Origin of the sequence: Klebsiella sp. A-Nf5 (assembly GCF_002810545.1) — a bacterium.
Lineage (GTDB): Bacteria > Pseudomonadota > Gammaproteobacteria > Enterobacterales > Enterobacteriaceae > Klebsiella > Klebsiella variicola.
Genome location: NZ_PIOG01000031.1, coordinates 120,917 through 139,640 on the forward strand (window position 1 = coordinate 120,917; position 18,724 = coordinate 139,640).

Sequence of the window (18,724 nt, forward strand, 5' to 3'; positions counted from 1 at the left end):
GAGGGGACAGCCGGGGATCGCCCACGGTCTGTCTTCCGGCTGGCCGTGACCTTCAGTGCCGCGGCTTACTCTTCCAGCTTCGGCTGGGGAGCGTCATCGGGCAGCTTTACATGCACCTGAATGATACGACGGCTATCTGCCATTGCTACCTTGAATTGGTAACCATCAATGTCGATAGATTCGCCGCGAGCCGGCAGATGGCCGAAGGCCTGCATCACCAGCCCACCAATGGTATCCACTTCTTCATCGCTGAAGTGCGTGTCGAAGGCGTCGTTGAAGTCTTCGATGGAGGCCAGAGCGCGCACCGTCCAGGTGTGGCGGCTCAGCTGGCGGAAATCAATATCTTCTTCTTCGTCGTATTCGTCTTCAATTTCCCCGACGATGAGCTCAAGGATATCCTCGATGGTCACCAGGCCGGAGACGCCGCCGAATTCGTCAATAACGATCGCCATATGGTAGCGCTGTGAGCGAAACTCTTTCAGCATGCGGTCGACCCGCTTGCTTTCCGGGACGACAACCGCCGGCCGTAACACTTTTTCCATGCTGAAGGCTTCGGCATCGCTGCGCATAAACGGCAGCAGATCCTTAGCCATCAGAATCCCTTCGATGTGATCTTTGTCTTCACTGATGACCGGGAAGCGCGAGTGAGCGGATTCGATGATGACATCAAGGCACTCGTCCAGCGTCTGGTTGCGTTTCAGGGTTATCATTTGTGAACGGGGGATCATAATGTCGCGGACCCGCTGGTCGGCGATATCCATTACCCCTTCGAGCATGTCACGCGTATCTTCATCGATAAGATCGTTCTGCCCGGAATCACGGATCAGCGCCAGCAGTTCATCACGGTTTTTCGGTTCTCCGTGAAAAAGCTGGCTGAGTAACAGGGAGAAAAATCCCTTTTTGCTGTTTACTGTGTCACTACTGTGTGAATTGTCGTCGCTCATGGCGTCGTTTGGGTTCTCATGTTGATTTAACTGTCGCTCGTCGCGCGTAAACTCAGCGCCGGACGGCATGGGTTGCCTGACGTTCAGGCTGGTAAAATGCAGGAACAGCGGCCGGATGCGGCGCAAGCGCCGCCATCCGGCAGGGGGCTATTCAGCAATCTTCTCGGAAATGTACGGGTCCTCATAGCCCAGAGCAAGCATTATCTCTGTTTCGAGGCCTTCCATCTCTTCCGCTTCGTCGTCTTCGATATGATCGTAGCCCAGCAGATGCAGGCTGCCGTGCACCACCATATGCGCCCAGTGCGCCTCCAGCGGCTTACCTTGCTCGCTGGCTTCCTGCTCCACCACCTGACGGCAGATGATCAGATCGCCGAGCAGCGGCATTTCAATCCCCGGCGGCGCTTCAAACGGGAAGGAGAGGACGTTGGTCGGCTTATCCTTGCCGCGGTAGGTCAGGTTCAGCTCGTGGCTTTCTGCAACATCGACCAGACGAATCGTTAACTCTGACTCCTCCTGAAATGGCGGAATGACGGCATCGACCCAGCGCTGAAAAAGGGCTTCGTCCGGCAGGCCGCTGGTCTCTTCGCAGGCCAGCTGTAAATCGAGGATCACCTGACTCATTTTTGCTCCTGTTCCTGGGCTTCGCGTTTGCGCTCGGCGGCCAGTTCTGCTTTACGTTTCTGGTCTGCGGCTTCCCACGCCTCATAGGCGTTAACGATGCGGGCAACCACCGGATGGCGCACCACGTCTTCGCTATGGAAGAAGTTGAAGCTGATCTCATCGACTTCGGCCAGCACTTCGATGGCGTGGCGCAGACCGGATTTGGTGCTGCGCGGCAGGTCAATCTGCGTGATGTCGCCGGTGATCACCGCTTTGGAGTTAAAGCCGATACGGGTCAGGAACATCTTCATCTGTTCGATGGTGGTGTTCTGGCTTTCATCAAGAATGATAAAGGCGTCATTCAGCGTTCGTCCGCGCATATAGGCCAGCGGGGCCACTTCGATGACGTTACGCTCAATCAGCTTTTCCACTTTCTCAAAGCCGAGCATCTCAAACAGCGCGTCATACAGCGGGCGCAGATATGGGTCGACCTTCTGGCTCAGATCGCCGGGCAGGAAGCCGAGCTTTTCGCCAGCCTCGACGGCCGGACGGGTCAGCAGAATACGGCGGATCTCCTGGCGCTCCAGCGCATCGACCGCCGCCGCCACCGCCAGATAGGTTTTACCCGTACCCGCCGGACCCACGCCGAAAGTGATGTCGTGATCGAGAATATTGGCGATGTACTGCGCCTGGTTCGGCGTACGCGGTTTGATCACCCCGCGCTTGGTCTTGATATTGACGGCTTTCCCGTACTCCGGCACGCTCTCGGCGCTCTGCTCCAGTACGCGTGCTTCTTTGATCGCCAGGTGGATCTGCTCCGGCTCAATATCCTGAATCTGACCGCGCATCGGCGCCGTATCGACATACAGGCTGCGCAGAATATCGGCGGCGGCGTGTACGCAAATGGCGCGTCCGGTCAGTTTAAAGTGATTGTCACGGCGGTTGATCTCAATGCCTAACCGACGCTCCAGCTGTTTGATGTTGTCGTCAAACGGGCCGCACAAGGCTAACAGGCGTGCGTTATCCGCTGGCTCCAGGGTAATTTCACGAGTGTCTATGTTCAAACTGTTCCTCTTTACGCAGGTGGCCGGACGCGGCGCGTGGCCGGCTAATCAGGAAATTATTTACGTCACAGGAAAATGGCGCAAGCATTGCTGTAGATATAGGGACGGAGAGAGGAATTACAAGGCCTGCCGGAACCGACAGGCCTGGAGGGATCACGGCTGATAGATACCCACGCCAAGATCGTTCTCTTTACGGGTGCGGGCAATCACTGATTCAGGTGATTCAGCGATACGCAGACCCATCTCCGCCTCGGTACGCACGATTTTGCCGCGCAGCGAGTTGGTGTAAACATCGACGATTTCAACATCGACGAATTTACCGACCATATCCGGCGTACCTTCGAAGTTGACCACGCGGTTGTTCTCGGTGCGCCCGGAAAGTTCCATCAGGCTCTTACGTGACGTGCCTTCCACCAGAATGCGCTGTACCGTGCCGAGCATGCGACGGCTCCAGGCCATTGCCTGCTGATTGATCCGCTCCTGCAGAATATACAGACGCTGCTTTTTATCCTCCTCCGGCACGTCATCGACCATATCGGCCGCTGGAGTGCCCGGGCGAGCGGAGAAGATAAAGCTGTAGCTCATATCGAAATTGACGTCGGCGATTAGCTTCATCGTCTTTTCGAAATCGTCTGTGGTTTCGCCAGGGAAGCCGACAATAAAGTCGGAGCTTATCTGAATATCCGGGCGCGCCTCACGCAGCTTGCGAATAATCGCTTTGTACTCCAGTGCGGTATGGGTGCGTCCCATCAGATTCAGAACCCGGTCAGAACCGCTCTGCACCGGCAGGTGCAGGAAGCTCACCAGTTCCGGCGTATCGCGATAGACCTCGATGATATCGTCGGTAAATTCGATCGGGTGGCTGGTGGTGAAGCGAATACGATCGATGCCGTCGATGGCGGCGACCAGACGCAGCAGATCGGCAAAGCTGCCGGTGGTGCCGTCGTAATTCTCACCGCGCCAGGCGTTAACGTTCTGGCCCAGCAGATTAACCTCACGCACGCCCTGCGCCGCCAGCTGGGCGATTTCAAACAGGATATCGTCGCACGGACGGCTGACCTCTTCTCCGCGGGTGTACGGCACCACGCAGTAGGTGCAGTATTTGTTGCAGCCTTCCATAATCGAAACAAAGGCGGTCGGGCCGTCGGCGCGCGGCTCTGGCAGGCGATCGAACTTTTCAATTTCCGGGAAGCTGATATCCACCACCGGGCTGCGGTTGCCGCGCACGGCGTTAATCATCTCCGGCAGGCGGTGCAGGGTTTGCGGCCCGAAAATAATATCGACATAGTGCGCGCGCTGGCGAATATGGTCGCCTTCCTGAGAGGCCACGCAGCCGCCAACGCCAATAATCAGGTCCGGATTCTTCTCTTTCAGCAGCTTCCAGCGTCCGAGCTGATGGAAAACTTTTTCCTGGGCCTTCTCACGAATTGAGCAGGTATTGAGCAACAGCACATCTGCTTCTTCCGCCACTTCGGTCAGTTGATACCCATGTGTCGCATCCAGCAGATCGGCCATCTTTGATGAATCATACTCGTTCATCTGACAGCCCCAGGTTTTAATATGGAGTTTTTTTGTCATTGACTTGCTCATGCTCAGTAATAGATATCCAAAACGCGGGGATATATACAGGGTGAATTTCGCTTTCCAGGGCGCGTATTGTAATGCTTTGGTCGCCCCCTGACCAGTGCGAGCGTTATCACCGCAAGGGGACAAAAAATCCGGTAAACTTAACGGATTCTGCTTTAAGGATAATAGCCATGACAATTCACGCAACAGATGTCGCCATCGTGGGCGGCGGCATGGTCGGCGGCGCCCTGGCGTTAGGGCTGGCGCAACAGGGATTTACCGTGACGGTGCTTGAGAAAGCGGCGCCACCGGTTTTCGATCCGGCATCCGCCCCGGATGTGCGGATCTCGGCTATCAGCGCGGCTTCGGTCGGCCTGCTGAAGAGCCTCGGCGTCTGGGATGCCGTAAGGGCGATGCGCGTCCACGCTTATCGTCGTCTGGAGACCTGGGAGTGGGAGAGCGCGCACGTCGCCTTTGACGCCGCAGAGCTCAAACTGCCGGAACTGGGCTATATGGTCGAGAACAAGGTCCTGCAATGGGGCCTCTGGCAAGCGCTGGCGGCGCATGAAGGGGTCACCCTACGCGTTGGTAGCGAACTGGAGGCGATGCAGCGCGGCGAGGCGCATACCGCGCTGCATTTACGCGAGGGAGAGGCGATCCACGCCCGGCTGGTGATCGGCGCCGACGGCGCCAATTCCCAGGTGCGGGAGATGGCCGGCATCGGCGTACACGCCTGGCAATATCAGCAATCCTGTATGCTGATCAGCGTCGAATGCGCCGACGATCCCGGTGACAGCACCTGGCAGCAGTTTACCCCCAGCGGACCGCGCGCCTTCCTGCCGCTGTTCGACAACTGGGCCTCGCTGGTCTGGTACGACGCGCCGGCGCGGATCCGTCAGCTGCAGGGCATGACCATGGCGCAGCTCCAGCAGGAGATCGCCAGTCACTTTCCGGCACGGCTGGGTCGTGTGACGCCGCAGGCGGCCGGCGCTTTTCCGCTCACCCGGCGTCATGCGCTGCAGTATGTCCAGCCCGGCCTGGCGCTGGTGGGCGATGCGGCACATACCATTCATCCGCTGGCGGGGCAGGGGGTTAACCTTGGCTACCGCGATGTGGATGCCCTGCTGGAGATCCTGGCGGAAGCGCGCGGTCGAGGCGAAGACTGGGCCAGCCTGCCGGTGCTGAAGCGCTACCAGGCGCGGCGGCGAGCGGATAATTTTATCATGCAGTCGGGGATGGATCTGTTTTATGCCGGATTCAGTAATGACCTGGCGCCGGTGCGGATGCTGCGCAATATTGGCCTGATGGCGGCTGAACGCGCCGGGGTATTGAAGCGTCAGGCGCTGAAGTATGCCTTAGGCTTGTAAAACTGGCTTCCCGGGCAGGGGCGGAGTGGAAAGCGCCTGCCCGGTAGTCAGTACCGAGTATGGTCGTCAGGACGCCAATAGCAAAAAAGCCCACCGAAGTGAGCTTTTTTGCATTTAAGTGGCTGGGGTACGAGGATTCGAACCTCGGAATGCCGGAATCAGAATCCGGTGCCTTACCGCTTGGCGATACCCCAATTGTCTGTTGCGCTTTACCGTAACTACCCCGGTTGAGGGCAACAGTGCGTTCATTGCTGAGCGACTTTTTAATTTGGCTGGGGTACGAGGATTCGAACCTCGGAATGCCGGAATCAGAATCCGGTGCCTTACCGCTTGGCGATACCCCAACAAATTGTTTACGGATTTATCGATGCGTATCGATACGTCCTGAATATGGTGGCTACGACGGGATTCGAACCTGTGACCCCATCATTATGAGTGATGTGCTCTAACCAGCTGAGCTACGTAGCCAAATTGTCTCACTGTTTCTTCGATGGCTGGGGTACCTGGATTCGAACCAGGGAATGCCGGTATCAAAAACCGGTGCCTTACCGCTTGGCGATACCCCAATACCGTCGCGGTGAACCGCAAATATCGAAGAAATATGGCTGGGGTACCTGGATTCGAACCAGGGAATGCCGGTATCAAAAACCGGTGCCTTACCGCTTGGCGATACCCCATCCGTACAACGCTGACTGGTGAATGGTGCGGGAGGCGAGACTTGAACTCGCACACCTTGCGGCGCCAGAACCTAAATCTGGTGCGTCTACCAATTTCGCCACTCCCGCAAAAAAGATGGTGGCTACGACGGGATTCGAACCTGTGACCCCATCATTATGAGTGATGTGCTCTAACCAGCTGAGCTACGTAGCCATCTTTTTTCGCGTAACCTTATCGGCGTTGCGGGGCGCATTATGCGTATTGGGCCTGCGAGCGTCAACCTCTTTTTCAAGGAAAATCGTTGTAATGTGACTGTTTGGTTAGGTTGCGAACAGCTCGCTGCAATATTCGGCAATTATTGGTTATTTATCGTTTTTCAGCGGTATAAATCCTGCAAAAAGAAAACGGACCCCGGAGGGTCCGTTTGGCGTTTCAGCACCCGTCAGGGCTTATTTGTAGGCCGACTGGTGGACGCCCACCGCACGGCCTGATGGATCGTTCATGGTCTTGAACGCTTCATCCCACTCAATGGCTTTCGCTGAAGAGCAGGCCACCGACGGACCGCCAGGGACACACTCTGCCGCGCTCGGCAGCGGGAACAGCTCTTCGAAGATCTCGCGGTACAGATAGCCTTCTTTGGAGGTCGGCGTGTTGTACGGGAAGCGGAAGCTCGCCGTTTCCAGCTGCTGATCGCTGACCTGTTTCGCGGCCACTTCTTTCAGCGTATCGATCCAGCTGTAGCCGACGCCGTCAGAGAACTGTTCTTTCTGCCGCCAGGCAACGCTGGCCGGCAGGTAAGATTCGAAGCATTCACGCAGTACGTGTTTTTCCATTTTGCCGTTGCCGCACATCTTATCCTGCGGGTTAATGCGCATCGCCACGTCGAGGAATTTCTTATCGAGGAACGGCACGCGGGCTTCCACGCCCCAGGCGGACATCGCTTTGTTGGCGCGGGCGCAGTCAAACATATGCAGCGCCTGCAGCTTACGCACCGTCTCTTCGTGCAGTTCTTTGGCGTTCGGCGCCTTATGGAAATAGAGGTAGCCGCCGAACACTTCGTCCGAGCCTTCGCCGGAAAGCACCATCTTGATGCCCATGGCTTTAATTTTACGCGACATCAGGTACATCGGCGTCGAGGCGCGGATAGTGGTCACATCGTAGGTTTCGATGTGATAGATAACGTCGCGGATCGCATCCAGCCCTTCCTGGACCGTAAAGTGAATTTCGTGGTGTACGGTGCCGAGGTGGTTGGCCACTTCCTGCGCCGCTTTCAGGTCAGGAGAGCCTTCCAGACCGACCGCGAAGGAGTGCAGCTGCGGCCACCAGGCTTCGCTACGCTCCTGATCTTCGACGCGACGGGCGGCGAATTTCTTGGTGATAGCCGAGATGACCGATGAATCAAGACCGCCGGAGAGCAGCACGCCGTAAGGCACGTCGGACATCAGGTGGCTTTTCACCGATTCTTCCAGCGCCTGACGCAGCTCGTTCTTATCGGTAACGTTGTCTTTCACCGCGTCGTAATCGAACCAGTCGCGCTGATAGTACTGGCGAATTTCGCCGTCTTTGCTCCACAGGTAGCTACCCGCCGGGAACTCTTTAATGGTGCGGCATACCGGCACCAGCGCTTTCATTTCGGAGGCGACATAGAAGTTGCCGTGTTCGTCATGGCCCATATACAGCGGAATAATACCGATATGGTCGCGACCAATTAAGTACGCGTCTTTCTCGCTGTCGTACAGGGCGAAGGCGAACATCCCCTGCAGGTCGTCGAGGAACTCCGGGCCTTTTTCCTGATACAGCGCGAGGATCACTTCGCAGTCAGAGCCAGTCTGGAACTGATAGCGATCGCCATACTCCGCGCGCAGTGCCTGATGGTTGTAGATCTCGCCGTTAACGGCCAGCGCATGGGTTTTTTCGGCGTTGTACAGCGGCTGGGCACCGGCGTTGACGTCGACAATAGACAGGCGCTCGTGCGCCAGAATCGCTTTGTCGCTGGCATACACGCCAGACCAGTCCGGACCGCGATGGCGCATCAGGCGGGAAAGCTCCAGCGCCTTTTTACGCAGCTCGCCTGCGTCAGTTTTAATATCCAGTACGCCAAAAATAGAACACATAACCTTCTCCATTACCCTGTCGTGTTTGATGTTGTGCTGGCTTCGTCTCGTGGCGAAGCCTGAGTGCGTGTTTAAGAAAATGCCGTAAAGGGGGCGCTGGCGCAAGGGTTTTGCAGCCTGAAAAAGAAAAAACGCAACTGTGATTGTTGAACAGTAAAAAAAGAGTATCTTTTGAGCGGCTTTATTGAGGAATACGCATTTATAAGCCGTTTTTATTAGATGAATGACTTTTGGCAGGCGCTATAAATGAAAAACCACGTCCTGCGACGTGGTTGGCATCAGAAAATATCGATTTCCGCAACGGAAGGGTAAATCCACGATGGGCGAAACGGCATGCTGTCGATGTCATCGAGGGTGGAGACCCCGGAGAGCACCAGAATAGTCTCCAGCCCCGCCTGGAAGCCGGCCAGAATGTCGGTGCGCAGGTTATCGCCGACGATCACCGTCTGCTCGGAGTGAGCCTGCATTTTGTTCAGCGCTGAGCGGATGATCCACGGGCTCGGTTTACCGACGTAAAACGGCTTGCGGCCGGAGATCTTCTCAATGCCGGCGCACAGTGCGCCACAGGCCGGGTAGAAGCCGCGACCGTGCGTATCCGGGTTGGTGGCAATGAAGCGGGCGCCGTTGGCAACGAAGAAGGCGGCCTTATGCATCATCTCCCAGTTGAATGAACGGGTTTCCCCGACGATGACAAAATCCGGGTTCACATCGGTGATGGTAAAGCCGGCTTTGTACAGTTCGTGGATCAGCGCCCCTTCACCCACCACATAGGCTTTCTTGCCTTCCTGGCGGCGCAGGAAATCGGCGGTGGCCATCGCCGAGGTGTAAAACGCGGTATCCGGCACGTCGATGCCGGCGGTGGCGAAACGGTTGGCCAAATCCTGGCCGGTTTGCGACGGGTAGTTGGTCAGCATTACCAGCGGCATGCCTTTATCGAGGATGCGTTTGATAAACTCGGCAGCGCCGGGAACGGCGACGTTATCGTGCATCAGCACGCCGTCAATATCACAAATTATGTTTTGAATGGTCATGGTGGGTCCAGAATCATTAACAAAGACGAAACTATACTCGTCATCGATGAGGTTTCACATCGCTGGTGGACCATACCCACCAGCGACAGGGTGATGCGGATCGTTTCGCGCTATCAATAAAGAGGCGATTAGCTCTCAAGCAAGCGCTGCAGCAGCGTGCCATTGAGCATGGCGCGTTTGACCAGCGCGAAGGCGCCAATTGCTGAGCGATGGTCGAGAGTAGAGCGCACCACCGGCAGGTTCTTGCGAAACGCTTTCAGCGCCTGGGCGTTAATGCAGCCTTCGATGGCCGGAAGAAGGACCTTCTCAGCTTCCACTATTTCGCCGGCAACGACGATTTTTTGCGGATTGAACAGGTTAATCGCGATGGCGATCGTTTTCCCAAGGTGACGCCCCACGTACTCAATCACCTCGCAGGCCAGGGCATCGCCCTTGTTGGCCGCTTTGCAGATAGTTTTGATCGTGCAGTCATCCAGCGTCAGACGGCTCTGGTAGCCCTGCTCAAGCAGGTGGCGAACCCGCTGTTCGATGGCGGCATTGGCCGCGACGGTCTCGAGACAGCCGAAGTTGCCGCAGTGGCAGCGCTCGCCCAGCGGGTCGACCTGTATATGGCCTATTTCGCCGACGTTGCCGTTCCGGCCAATAAAAATGCGCCCGTTGGAGATGATGCCCGCGCCGGTACCGCGGTGTACGCGCACCAGGATGGAGTCTTCGCAGTCCTGACTTGCACCGAAATAGTGCTCGGCCAGCGCCAGGCTGCGGATGTCGTGCCCGACATAGCAGGTGACGTTGAAGCGTTTTTCCAGCGCCCCGACCAGGCCCCAGTTTTCCACCGCAATATGCGGCATATAGCGGATCACGCCGCTTTCCGGGTCGACGAGGCCTGGCAGGATCACCGAGATGGCGATCAGCTCGCGAATTTTGCGCTGACAGTTTTCGATAAAGGTGGCGATGATATTCAGCAGGGCGTGTTCCAGCGTTTCCTGGGTGCGCTCGGGCAGGGGAAAATGTTCCTCTTCCAGGGTCTTGCTGCTTAAATCATACAGGGTCAGAGTGGCGTCATAGCGGCCAAGCCGCACGCCGATGGCGTTGAAGTTGCGGGTTTCAGCGATGATAGAGATAGCGCGGCGGCCTCCGGTGGAGGCCTGCTGATCGACTTCTTTGATCAGGCCGCGCTCAATAAGCTGACGCGTGATTTTGGTCACGCTGGCAGGGGCAAGCTGGCTTTGTTCGGCTATCTGAATGCGCGAGATAGGCCCATGCTGGTCAATCAGGCGGTACACGGCCGCGCTGTTCAGTTGTTTTACGAGGTCAACGTTACCAATTTGAGCTTGTCCGCCTGCTGTCATACTTTTACTTACTCAGTGACGACCTCGTTACCATTAACGATGGTCTTGGTGATTTTATAATCGCGTGTAAAGGCGGTCAGGTTAGCGACCATGCCCGGCGCAATGCTGCCGAGCTGCTTGTCCACACCGATAGCGCGCGCGGGATAGAGCGTCGCCATCCGCAATACTTCGTCCAGTGCCACGCCGCAATGCTCCACCAGATTACGCACCCCTTCAATCATGGTCAGGGAGGAGCCGCTGAGCGTGCCGTTTTCATCTACGCACAGTCCATTGCGGTAGTATATTGTTTTCCCGGCAAAAATGAACTGGTCAATATTCGCCCCCGCCGGCGCGGTGGCGTCGGTGACCAGGCACAGTTTGTCGCCTTTCAGGCGCTTGGCGTTACGTACGTTGGCATAATCGACATGCATCCCGTCGACAATAATACCGCAGTAGACATCCGGCTCGTCAAAAATCGCCCCGGCCAGGCCGGGTTCGCGGCCGGTAATGTACGGCATCGCGTTATAGAGGTGAGTGGCGAAGGTAATGCCGGCGCGGAAGCCCACTTTCGCCTCTTTCAGCGTGGCGTTGGAGTGACCGGCGGAGACGACGATCCCGGCGGCAACCAGTTTACGGATCACTTCCGGCTCAACGCGTTCAGGGGCGAGGGTCACCTTGGTGATCACATCGGCGTTATCGCAGAGGAAATCGACCAGCGCGGCGTCCGGTTTACGCACGTAGTCCGGGTTGTGGGTGCCTTTCTTGACGATATTCAGCCACGGTCCTTCCAGATGCAGACCCAGCGCCTGGTTCGGGTGTTTTTGCAGGTATTCACGCATCACGCGGATACCTTGCTTCATCAGATCGTCACTGGAGGTAATCAGCGTCGGCAGGAAGCTGGTGCAGCCTGAACGTTCGTTCGCCTTCTGCATGATCTCCAGCGTTTCAACGGTGACCGCTTCTGGGCTGTCGTTAAACTGCACGCCGCCGCAGCCGTTCAGCTGAACGTCGATAAAACCGGGGGCAATTATTGCGCCGTTGACCGAGCGCTGCTCCATGTCAGACGGCAAATCCGCCAGCGGACAGAGACGTTCGATTAGGCCATTGGCGATAACAACCGCATGGTCATCGAGAATTTCATGACCGGTATAAACCCGGCCCTGGGTTAATGCATACATTACGACCCCCGGTATATACGCCCCATCAGGTCAGCAATCGTTCATTTGCCGCCGGCCTGATGATGCATACAAAGAAAAAGAGGGTCCCGCGCAAGTCGCGGGACACGACTACATTACAGACCTTTAATATTTTCAGCTTCTAATTCGTTGAAATATTTCAGGGTTTTCACTTTCAGCTCCATGGTGGACGGCTCGTCGCAGACAATCACTGCTTTCGGATGCAACTGCAGACAGGTAATGGTCCACATATGGTTGACGTTACCTTCTACCGCCGCCTGCAGCGCCAGCGCTTTCTGATGACCCAGCACCAGAATCATCACTTCTTCTGCATCCAGCAGGGTGCCTACGCCCACGGTCAACGCGTATTTCGGCACCAGATCCACATCACCATCGAAGAAGCGGGAGTTCGCCACACGGGTGTCATGGGTCAGGGTCTTAATACGGGTACGGGACGCCAGAGAAGAGGCCGGTTCGTTGAACGCGATGTGGCCATCGTTGCCCACGCCGCCCATGAACAGGTGGATTTTACCGTAGGAACGAATTTTTTCTTCATAGCGACGGCATTCCGCATCGATATCCGGCGCGTTACCATTCAGCAGGTTGATATTTTCTGCCGGAATATCAACGTGGTCAAAGAAATTACGGTGCATGAAGCTATGATAGCTTTCCGGATGCTCTTTTGGCAGGCCGACATATTCGTCCATATTAAAGGTGACGACGTGTTTGAAGCTAACCTGGCCTGCTTTATGCATTTCAACCAGCGCTTTGTAGGCGGTCAGCGGAGTGCCACCGGTTGGCAGACCCAGCACGAACGGGCGGTCCGCAGTCGGTTTGAATGCATTAATACGGTTAACGATGTGGCGGGCAGCCCATTTACCGACCTGCTCAGCGGTTACCAGGGGGATCAGTCTCATTCTTCACCTCTATAGTTAAAGTAGATTCTGGCGGATTGGCGCCAGCACTCTGAGGAGAGTATTGCAGCAACTGCGCCGACCGGGGTCAATCCGTGTTGATTTTTTGAATGATAAAATAAGTTTTCGATGTTAGCCAGTGAAAGGGAGGGGGGAATACGATATTTGGTGATAAAAGTCACAAAAAATACCCGTTTAATTTGCGATACGAATTAATTTTTCACACACTTTGCCGGTAAGTGATAAAACCGACCTTGTTACACAATAAAAAAGTGGCTTAGTAAATGAGCCTCATCGGGGTCTCATAGGGGGAATAAGATGAATATTTTAGGTTTCTTTCAGCGACTGGGTAGGGCGTTGCAGCTCCCTATCGCAGTGCTGCCGGTCGCGGCATTACTGCTGCGTTTCGGGCAACCAGACCTGTTGAATGTACCCTTCATCGCGCAAGCGGGTGGGGCAATCTTCGACAATCTGGCGCTGATCTTCGCGATTGGTGTGGCATCAAGCTGGTCCAAGGATAACGCCGGTTCTGCGGCGCTGGCCGGTGCAGTAGGGTATTTCGTGATGACCAAAGCGATGGTCACCATCAACCCGGAAATTAACATGGGCGTGCTGGCCGGTATCATTACCGGTCTGGTGGCAGGGGCGGTGTACAACCGCTGGGCCGGCATCAAGCTGCCGGACTTCCTGAGCTTCTTCGGCGGCAAACGCTTCGTGCCGATCGCCACCGGCTTCTTCTGTCTGATCCTCGCCGCACTCTTCGGTTACGTCTGGCCGCCGGTACAGCACGCTATCCACGCGGGTGGCGAATGGATCGTCTCCGCTGGCGCGCTGGGTTCCGGTATCTTTGGCTTCATCAACCGTCTGCTGATCCCAACTGGTCTGCATCAGGTGCTGAACACCATCGCCTGGTTCCAGATTGGTGAGTTCACTAACGCCGCAGGCGCTGTGTTCCACGGCGACATCAACCGCTTCTACGCCGGCGACGGCACCGCGGGGATGTTCATGTCTGGCTTCTTCCCGATCATGATGTTTGGTCTGCCGGGTGCGGCGCTGGCGATGTATCTGGCGGCGCCGAAAGCGCGTCGTCCGATGGTCGGCGGTATGCTGCTGTCTGTTGCCATCACTGCGTTCCTGACCGGGGTAACCGAGCCGCTGGAATTCCTGTTCATGTTCCTGGCTCCGCTGCTGTACCTCCTGCACGCGGTGCTGACCGGTATCAGCCTGTTCATTGCAACAGCGCTGGGGATCCACGCGGGCTTCTCCTTCTCCGCGGGTGCAATCGACTACGTGTTGATGTACAGCCTGCCGGCCGCCAGCAAAAACGTCTGGATGCTGCTGGTGATGGGCGTGGTGTTCTTCTTTGTCTACTTCCTGCTGTTCAGCGCGGTTATCCGCATGTTCAACCTGAAAACGCCGGGTCGTGAAGACAAAGCCGACGACGTCGTCACTGAAGAAGCCAACAGCAACACCGAAGAGGGGCTGACCCAGCTGGCGACCAGCTATATCGCCGCGGTGGGCGGCACTGACAACCTGAAAGCGATTGATGCCTGTATCACCCGTCTGCGTCTGACCGTGGGCGATTCGGCGAAAGTGAACGACGCCGCCTGTAAACGTCTCGGCGCATCCGGGGTGGTGAAACTGAATAAGCAAACCATCCAGGTTATCGTCGGTGCGAAAGCAGAGTCTATCGGCGATGAGATGAAAAAAGTGGTTACCCGTGGCCCGGTAGCGGCAGCGGCAGCCGCAACGGCTGGCAATGTCGCCACCGCAGCGCCAGCGGCAAAACCGCAGGCGGTAGCGAACGCGAAGACCGTTGAGTCGCTGGTTTCACCGATTACCGGTGACGTAGTGGCCCTCGAGCAGGTGCCGGACGAAGCCTTCGCCAGCAAAGCCGTCGGCGACGGTATCGCGGTGAAACCGACCAGCAATATCGTGGTGGCCCCGGCCGCCGGTACCGTGGTGAAAATTTTCAACACTAACCACGCGTTCTGCCTCGAAACCAACAACGGCGCGGAAATCGTCGTCCACATGGGTATCGATACCGTGGCGCTGGAAGGCAAGGGCTTCAAACGTCTGGTTGAAGAGGGCACGGACGTGAAGGCCGGTGAGCCGATTCTGGAAATGGATCTGGACTTCCTCAACGCCAACGCGCGCTCGATGATCAGTCCGGTCGTCTGCAGCAACAGCGATGACTACAGCGCGCTGGTGATACTGGCGAGCGGTAAGGTTGTTGCCGGCCAGACGCCGCTGTATGAGATTAAAGGCAAGTAAGGCTCCTGAGTCGAGTTTATGCCTCAGCGGCGAAGGGAAACCTTCGCCGCTTTTTTTTCCAGCAATCGGCCCCATAATCCTCTTCTGATACCCATTTTACGTAACTAATAGTTGTCACTACGTCCTGCTTGTAAGATCATGTGCCGTTATACGTTGTTTACGCTTTGAGGAACCCGTGATGAGTGAGGCAGAAGCCCGCCCGACTAACTTTATCCGTCAGATCATTGATGAAGATCTGGCTACCGGTAAACATACCACCGTTCACACCCGCTTCCCGCCGGAGCCGAACGGTTATCTGCACATTGGCCATGCGAAATCCATCTGCCTGAACTTCGGCATCGCGCAGGATTATCAGGGCCAATGCAACCTGCGTTTCGATGACACCAACCCGGTGAAAGAAGATATCGAATACGTTGAGTCGATTAAAAACGACGTGCAGTGGTTAGGTTTCCACTGGTCCGGGGACGTTTGCTACTCGTCTGATTACTTTGATCAGCTGCATCAATATGCGGTTGAGCTGATCAACAAAGGTCTGGCCTATGTTGATGAACTTTCTCCTGATGAAATTCGCGAATACCGCGGCACCCTGAAAGCGCCGGGTAAAAACAGCCCGTATCGCGACCGCAGCGTGGAAGAAAACCTGGCGCTGTTCGAAAAAATGCGCAGCGGCGGCTTCGAAGAGGGCAAAGCCTGCCTGCGCGCGAAGATCGATATGGCGTCGCCGTTCATCGTGATGCGCGATCCGGTGCTGTACCGCATTAAGTTCGCTGAGCATCATCAGACCGGCAACAAGTGGTGCATCTACCCGATGTACGACTTTACCCACTGCATCAGCGATGCGCTGGAAGGCATCACCCACTCGCTGTGTACCCTGGAGTTCCAGGATAACCGTCGTCTGTACGACTGGGTGCTCGACAACATCAGTATTCCGGTTCATCCGCGTCAGTATGAATTCTCGCGCCTGAATCTCGAATACACCGTGATGTCCAAGCGTAAGCTGAATCAGCTGGTGACGGAAAAGCATGTGGAAGGCTGGGATGACCCGCGTATGCCGACTATTTCCGGTCTGCGCCGTCGCGGCTATACCGCTGAATCCATCCGCGAGTTCTGCAAACGCATCGGCGTGACCAAGCAGGACAACACCATTGAGATGGCGTCGCTGGAGTCGTGCATTCGTGAAGATCTGAATGAAAACGCCCCGCGCGCGATGGCGGTGATCGATCCGGTGAAACTGGTTATCGAGAACTATCCGCAGGGCGAAAGCGAAATGGTGGCGATGCCGAACCATCCGAACAAGCCGGAAATGGGCAGCCGCGAAGTGCCGTTCAGCGCCGAAATCTGGATCGACCGCGCTGACTTCCGCGAAGAAGCCAACAAACAGTACAAGCGTCTGGTGCTGGGTAAAGAAGTGCGTCTGCGCAATGCCTACGTGATCAAAGCGGAACGCGTGGAGAAAGATGCCGAAGGCAATATCACCACTATTTTCTGCACCTACGATGCCGATACCCTGAGTAAAGATCCGGCCGACGGTCGCAAGGTCAAAGGCGTGATCCACTGGGTGAGTGCGGCGCATGCGCTGCCGGTGGAGATCCGTCTCTACGATCGCCTGTTCAGCGTACCGAACCCGGGTGCGGAGGAAGATTTCCTCGCGGTGATCAATCCGCAATCACTGGTGATCAAGCAGGGATATGCGGAGCCGAGCCTGGCGCAGGCCGAAGCGGGCAAAGCTTACCAGTTTGAACGTGAAGGTTACTTCTGCCTCGACAGTCGCTATGCAACCGCAACCAGTCTGGTGTTCAACCGCACTGTCGGGCTGCGTGATACCTGGGCGAAAGTCGGCGAATAAATTTCCCTTCCTGTAAAAGCGCCGCACCTTGCGGCGCTTTTTTTTGTTTCAGAATCAGCTAATTAAACTTTTTATTTTCGCGATGCGAATTAATCCTGTTGCTGCACGGTAATAAATAGCGCTTCTGATGTTTCCCGTCACATACAAAAAACCAATGTAATCGCTTTCAATTCTCGCTTTTTTCCCTGATTTTGCAATGACTTCCATAACAAAATCATCAGAGATAAGACTGTAACAAAAAGACATAAATTATGTGCGCTTTGTCATAATCTTAAGCTTTGCCTCACGAAAAACATTGATAATTCGCGTCACGAAAAATAGTCTATCTACAGTGGTTTCGCGGCCTTTTTCACCGCCCCACATTTTGCAGTTTTATTTATTTTTTTAGCGAATGACCGTTGGTCTTCGCCTTTTAAAACGTCAAAGAGGATATGCACATGCGTACGTTTAGTGGCAAACGTAGTACGCTGGCGCTGGCTATTGCCGCCGTCACCGCGATGTCGGGCTGGGTTGTGATTCCGCAGGCCAGTGCAGCAGGATTTATCGATGATTCAACCTTAACCGGCGGTATCTATTACTGGCAGCGTGAGCGTGACCGTAAAGATGTGACCGACGGCGACAAATATAAAACCAACCTTTCACACTCCACCTGGAACGCCAACCTGGACTTCCAGTCCGGCTATGCCGCCGATATGTTTGGCCTTGATATTGCTGCATTTACCGCGATTGAAATGGCTGAGAACGGCGATAGTGGCCACCCGAACGAAATCGCCTTCTCGTCGCGCAACAAAGCCTATGACGAAGATTACTCTGGCGATAAGAGCGGCATCAGCCTGTATAAGGCCGCAGCAAAATTCAAATACGGTCCGACGTGGGCGCGCGCGGGCTATATCCAGCCAACCGGCCAGACTCTGCTGGCGCCGCACTGGAGCTTTATGCCAGGTACCTATCAGGGGGCGGAAGCCGGGGCTAACTTCGACTACGGTACTGCGGGCGCATTAAGTTTCTCCTATATGTGGACGAACGAGTATAAAGCGCCATGGCATATCGAGATGGACGACTTCTATCAGAACGACAAGAAAACCAAAGTCGATTATCTCCACTCCGTCGGTGCCAAATATGATTTCAAAAATGACCTGGTGCTGGAAGCGGCATTTGGTCAGGCACAAGGCTATATCGATCAGTACTTTGCAAAAGCCAGCTACAAATTTGACGTCGCTGGCGCGCCGTTGAGCACCAGCTACCAGTTCTATGGCACCCGCGATAAGGTCAGCAACGGCGGCATCAACGATATCTATGACGGCACCGCATGGCTGCAGGCACTGACCTTTGGCTATAAAGTGGCGGATGTGCTGGACCTGCGTCTGGAAGGTACCTGGGTGAAGGCCGAAGGCCAGCAGGGCTACTTCCTGCAGCGTATGACCCCAACCTACGCCTCTTCCAACGGCCGTCTTGATATCTGGTGGGATAACCGCTCCGACTTCAACGCCAACGACGAAAAAGCGGTCTTCTTCGGCGCGATGTATGACATGAAAAACTGGGACATGCCGGGCTGGGCGTTTGGCGCGTCTTATGTGTACGCCTGGGATGCGAAGCCGGGGAGAATGTCCTCACCGGATGCGTACTACGATCCGAACTATCGCCTGAAAGAGTCAGCTTACAGCCTGGATGCACTGTATACCGTGCAGGAAGGCTGGGCGAAGGGCACCCTGTTCAAACTGCACTTTACCCAGTACGACAACCATTCCGATATTCCGAGCTGGAGCGGCGGCTACGGCAACATCTTCCAGGATGAGCGCGACGTGAAGTTCATGGTTATCGCCCCGTTCACTATTTTCTGATGC

At 55.8% G+C, this 18,724-nt stretch carries 14 protein-coding genes and 7 tRNA genes; 4 read left to right on the forward strand and 17 right to left on the reverse strand.

Translation table 11 applies throughout. The annotated features are described in order from the left end of the window. Nucleotides 1–65: 65 nt before the first annotated feature. From corC to miaB, 4 genes are all read right to left on the reverse strand, one after another. Nucleotides 66–944, reverse strand: coding sequence for a CNNM family magnesium/cobalt transport protein CorC (corC, locus tag CWM53_RS04185; protein WP_004197606.1), 879 nt, complete (start codon nt 942–944; stop codon nt 66–68). Nucleotides 945–1,091: 147 nt separating this feature from the next. Then, the gene (ybeY, locus tag CWM53_RS04190) at nt 1,092–1,565 is read right to left on the reverse strand and encodes an rRNA maturation RNase YbeY (RefSeq protein ID WP_002894722.1); all 474 of its coding nucleotides are present in this window, start codon (nt 1,563–1,565) and stop codon (nt 1,092–1,094) included. Continuing rightward, the gene (locus CWM53_RS04195) at nt 1,562–2,608 is read right to left on the reverse strand and encodes a PhoH family protein (protein WP_008805649.1); all 1,047 of its coding nucleotides are present in this window, start codon (nt 2,606–2,608) and stop codon (nt 1,562–1,564) included. Before CWM53_RS04195 ends, ybeY begins: the two co-directional genes overlap by 4 nt. A 153-nt stretch (nt 2,609–2,761) precedes the next feature. Then, nucleotides 2,762–4,186 carry a tRNA (N6-isopentenyl adenosine(37)-C2)-methylthiotransferase MiaB gene (gene miaB / locus CWM53_RS04200; protein ID WP_012542448.1) on the reverse strand — a complete coding sequence of 475 codons (1,425 nt, stop codon included), beginning with the start codon at nt 4,184–4,186 and terminating at the stop codon, nt 2,762–2,764. Nucleotides 4,187–4,365: 179 nt separating this feature from the next. Between miaB and ubiF the strand changes: the two genes are divergently transcribed. Next, entirely contained in the window at nt 4,366–5,541 is a 1,176-nt protein-coding gene (gene ubiF / locus CWM53_RS04205) for a 3-demethoxyubiquinol 3-hydroxylase (protein WP_100675908.1), read from the forward strand. Between the two features lie 119 nt (nt 5,542–5,660). Here the strand turns inward: ubiF and CWM53_RS04210 are convergent. From CWM53_RS04210 to nagB, 12 genes are all read right to left on the reverse strand, one after another. After that, nucleotides 5,661–5,735 (reverse strand) — tRNA-Gln (locus tag CWM53_RS04210). A gap of 75 nt (nt 5,736–5,810) precedes the next feature. Further along, nucleotides 5,811–5,885, reverse strand: a tRNA-Gln gene (locus CWM53_RS04215). A 47-nt stretch (nt 5,886–5,932) separates the two neighbouring features. After that, nucleotides 5,933–6,009, reverse strand: a tRNA-Met gene (locus CWM53_RS04220). A 23-nt stretch (nt 6,010–6,032) separates the two neighbouring features. After that, nucleotides 6,033–6,107, reverse strand: a tRNA-Gln gene (locus CWM53_RS04225). 36 nt (nt 6,108–6,143) lie between these two features. Further along, nucleotides 6,144–6,218 (reverse strand) — tRNA-Gln (locus CWM53_RS04230). Between the two features lie 23 nt (nt 6,219–6,241). Continuing rightward, a tRNA-Leu gene (locus tag CWM53_RS04235) sits at nt 6,242–6,326 on the reverse strand. A gap of 8 nt (nt 6,327–6,334) precedes the next feature. Beyond that, a tRNA-Met gene (locus tag CWM53_RS04240) sits at nt 6,335–6,411 on the reverse strand. A gap of 236 nt (nt 6,412–6,647) precedes the next feature. Beyond that, nucleotides 6,648–8,312: an asparagine synthase B gene (asnB, locus tag CWM53_RS04250; RefSeq protein WP_061155338.1), complete on the reverse strand. Its 1,665-nt coding sequence runs from the start codon at nt 8,310–8,312 to the stop codon at nt 6,648–6,650. 278 nt (nt 8,313–8,590) lie between these two features. Continuing rightward, nucleotides 8,591–9,343 (reverse strand): HAD-IIA family hydrolase, encoded by a 753-nt coding sequence (locus tag CWM53_RS04255; RefSeq protein ID WP_022065694.1) that lies wholly within the window; start codon nt 9,341–9,343, stop codon nt 8,591–8,593. A gap of 128 nt (nt 9,344–9,471) precedes the next feature. Beyond that, the gene (gene nagC, locus CWM53_RS04260) at nt 9,472–10,692 is read right to left on the reverse strand and encodes a DNA-binding transcriptional regulator NagC (protein ID WP_061155337.1); all 1,221 of its coding nucleotides are present in this window, start codon (nt 10,690–10,692) and stop codon (nt 9,472–9,474) included. A gap of 8 nt (nt 10,693–10,700) precedes the next feature. Next, nucleotides 10,701–11,849, reverse strand: coding sequence for an N-acetylglucosamine-6-phosphate deacetylase (gene nagA / locus CWM53_RS04265; protein ID WP_074386533.1), 1,149 nt, complete (start codon nt 11,847–11,849; stop codon nt 10,701–10,703). Nucleotides 11,850–11,962: 113 nt separating this feature from the next. Then, nucleotides 11,963–12,763 carry a glucosamine-6-phosphate deaminase gene (gene nagB, locus CWM53_RS04270; RefSeq protein ID WP_012542446.1) on the reverse strand — a complete coding sequence of 267 codons (801 nt, stop codon included), beginning with the start codon at nt 12,761–12,763 and terminating at the stop codon, nt 11,963–11,965. Between the two features lie 315 nt (nt 12,764–13,078). Here nagB and nagE point away from each other — a divergent pair, with 315 nt between their 5' ends. Both nagE and glnS read left to right on the forward strand, forming a co-directional pair. Next, the gene (nagE, locus tag CWM53_RS04280; protein ID WP_074386531.1) at nt 13,079–15,034 is read left to right on the forward strand and encodes a PTS N-acetyl glucosamine transporter subunit IIABC; all 1,956 of its coding nucleotides are present in this window, start codon (nt 13,079–13,081) and stop codon (nt 15,032–15,034) included. A 178-nt stretch (nt 15,035–15,212) separates the two neighbouring features. Then, nucleotides 15,213–16,880 carry a glutamine--tRNA ligase gene (gene glnS / locus CWM53_RS04285; protein WP_061155335.1) on the forward strand — a complete coding sequence of 556 codons (1,668 nt, stop codon included), beginning with the start codon at nt 15,213–15,215 and terminating at the stop codon, nt 16,878–16,880. A gap of 54 nt (nt 16,881–16,934) precedes the next feature. Here the strand turns inward: glnS and CWM53_RS32280 are convergent, their stop codons facing one another. Then, a complete protein-coding gene (locus CWM53_RS32280; RefSeq protein ID WP_411550375.1) occupies nt 16,935–17,087 on the reverse strand; it encodes a hypothetical protein in 153 nt (50 codons plus the stop codon). A 230-nt stretch (nt 17,088–17,317) separates the two neighbouring features. Here CWM53_RS32280 and chiP point away from each other — a divergent pair, with 230 nt between their 5' ends. Continuing rightward, on the forward strand, nt 17,318–18,721 hold the full coding sequence (gene chiP, locus CWM53_RS04295) for a chitoporin ChiP (RefSeq protein WP_100729335.1): 1,404 nt from the start codon (nt 17,318–17,320) through the stop codon (nt 18,719–18,721). The last annotated feature ends 3 nt before the right edge of the window (nt 18,722–18,724 follow it).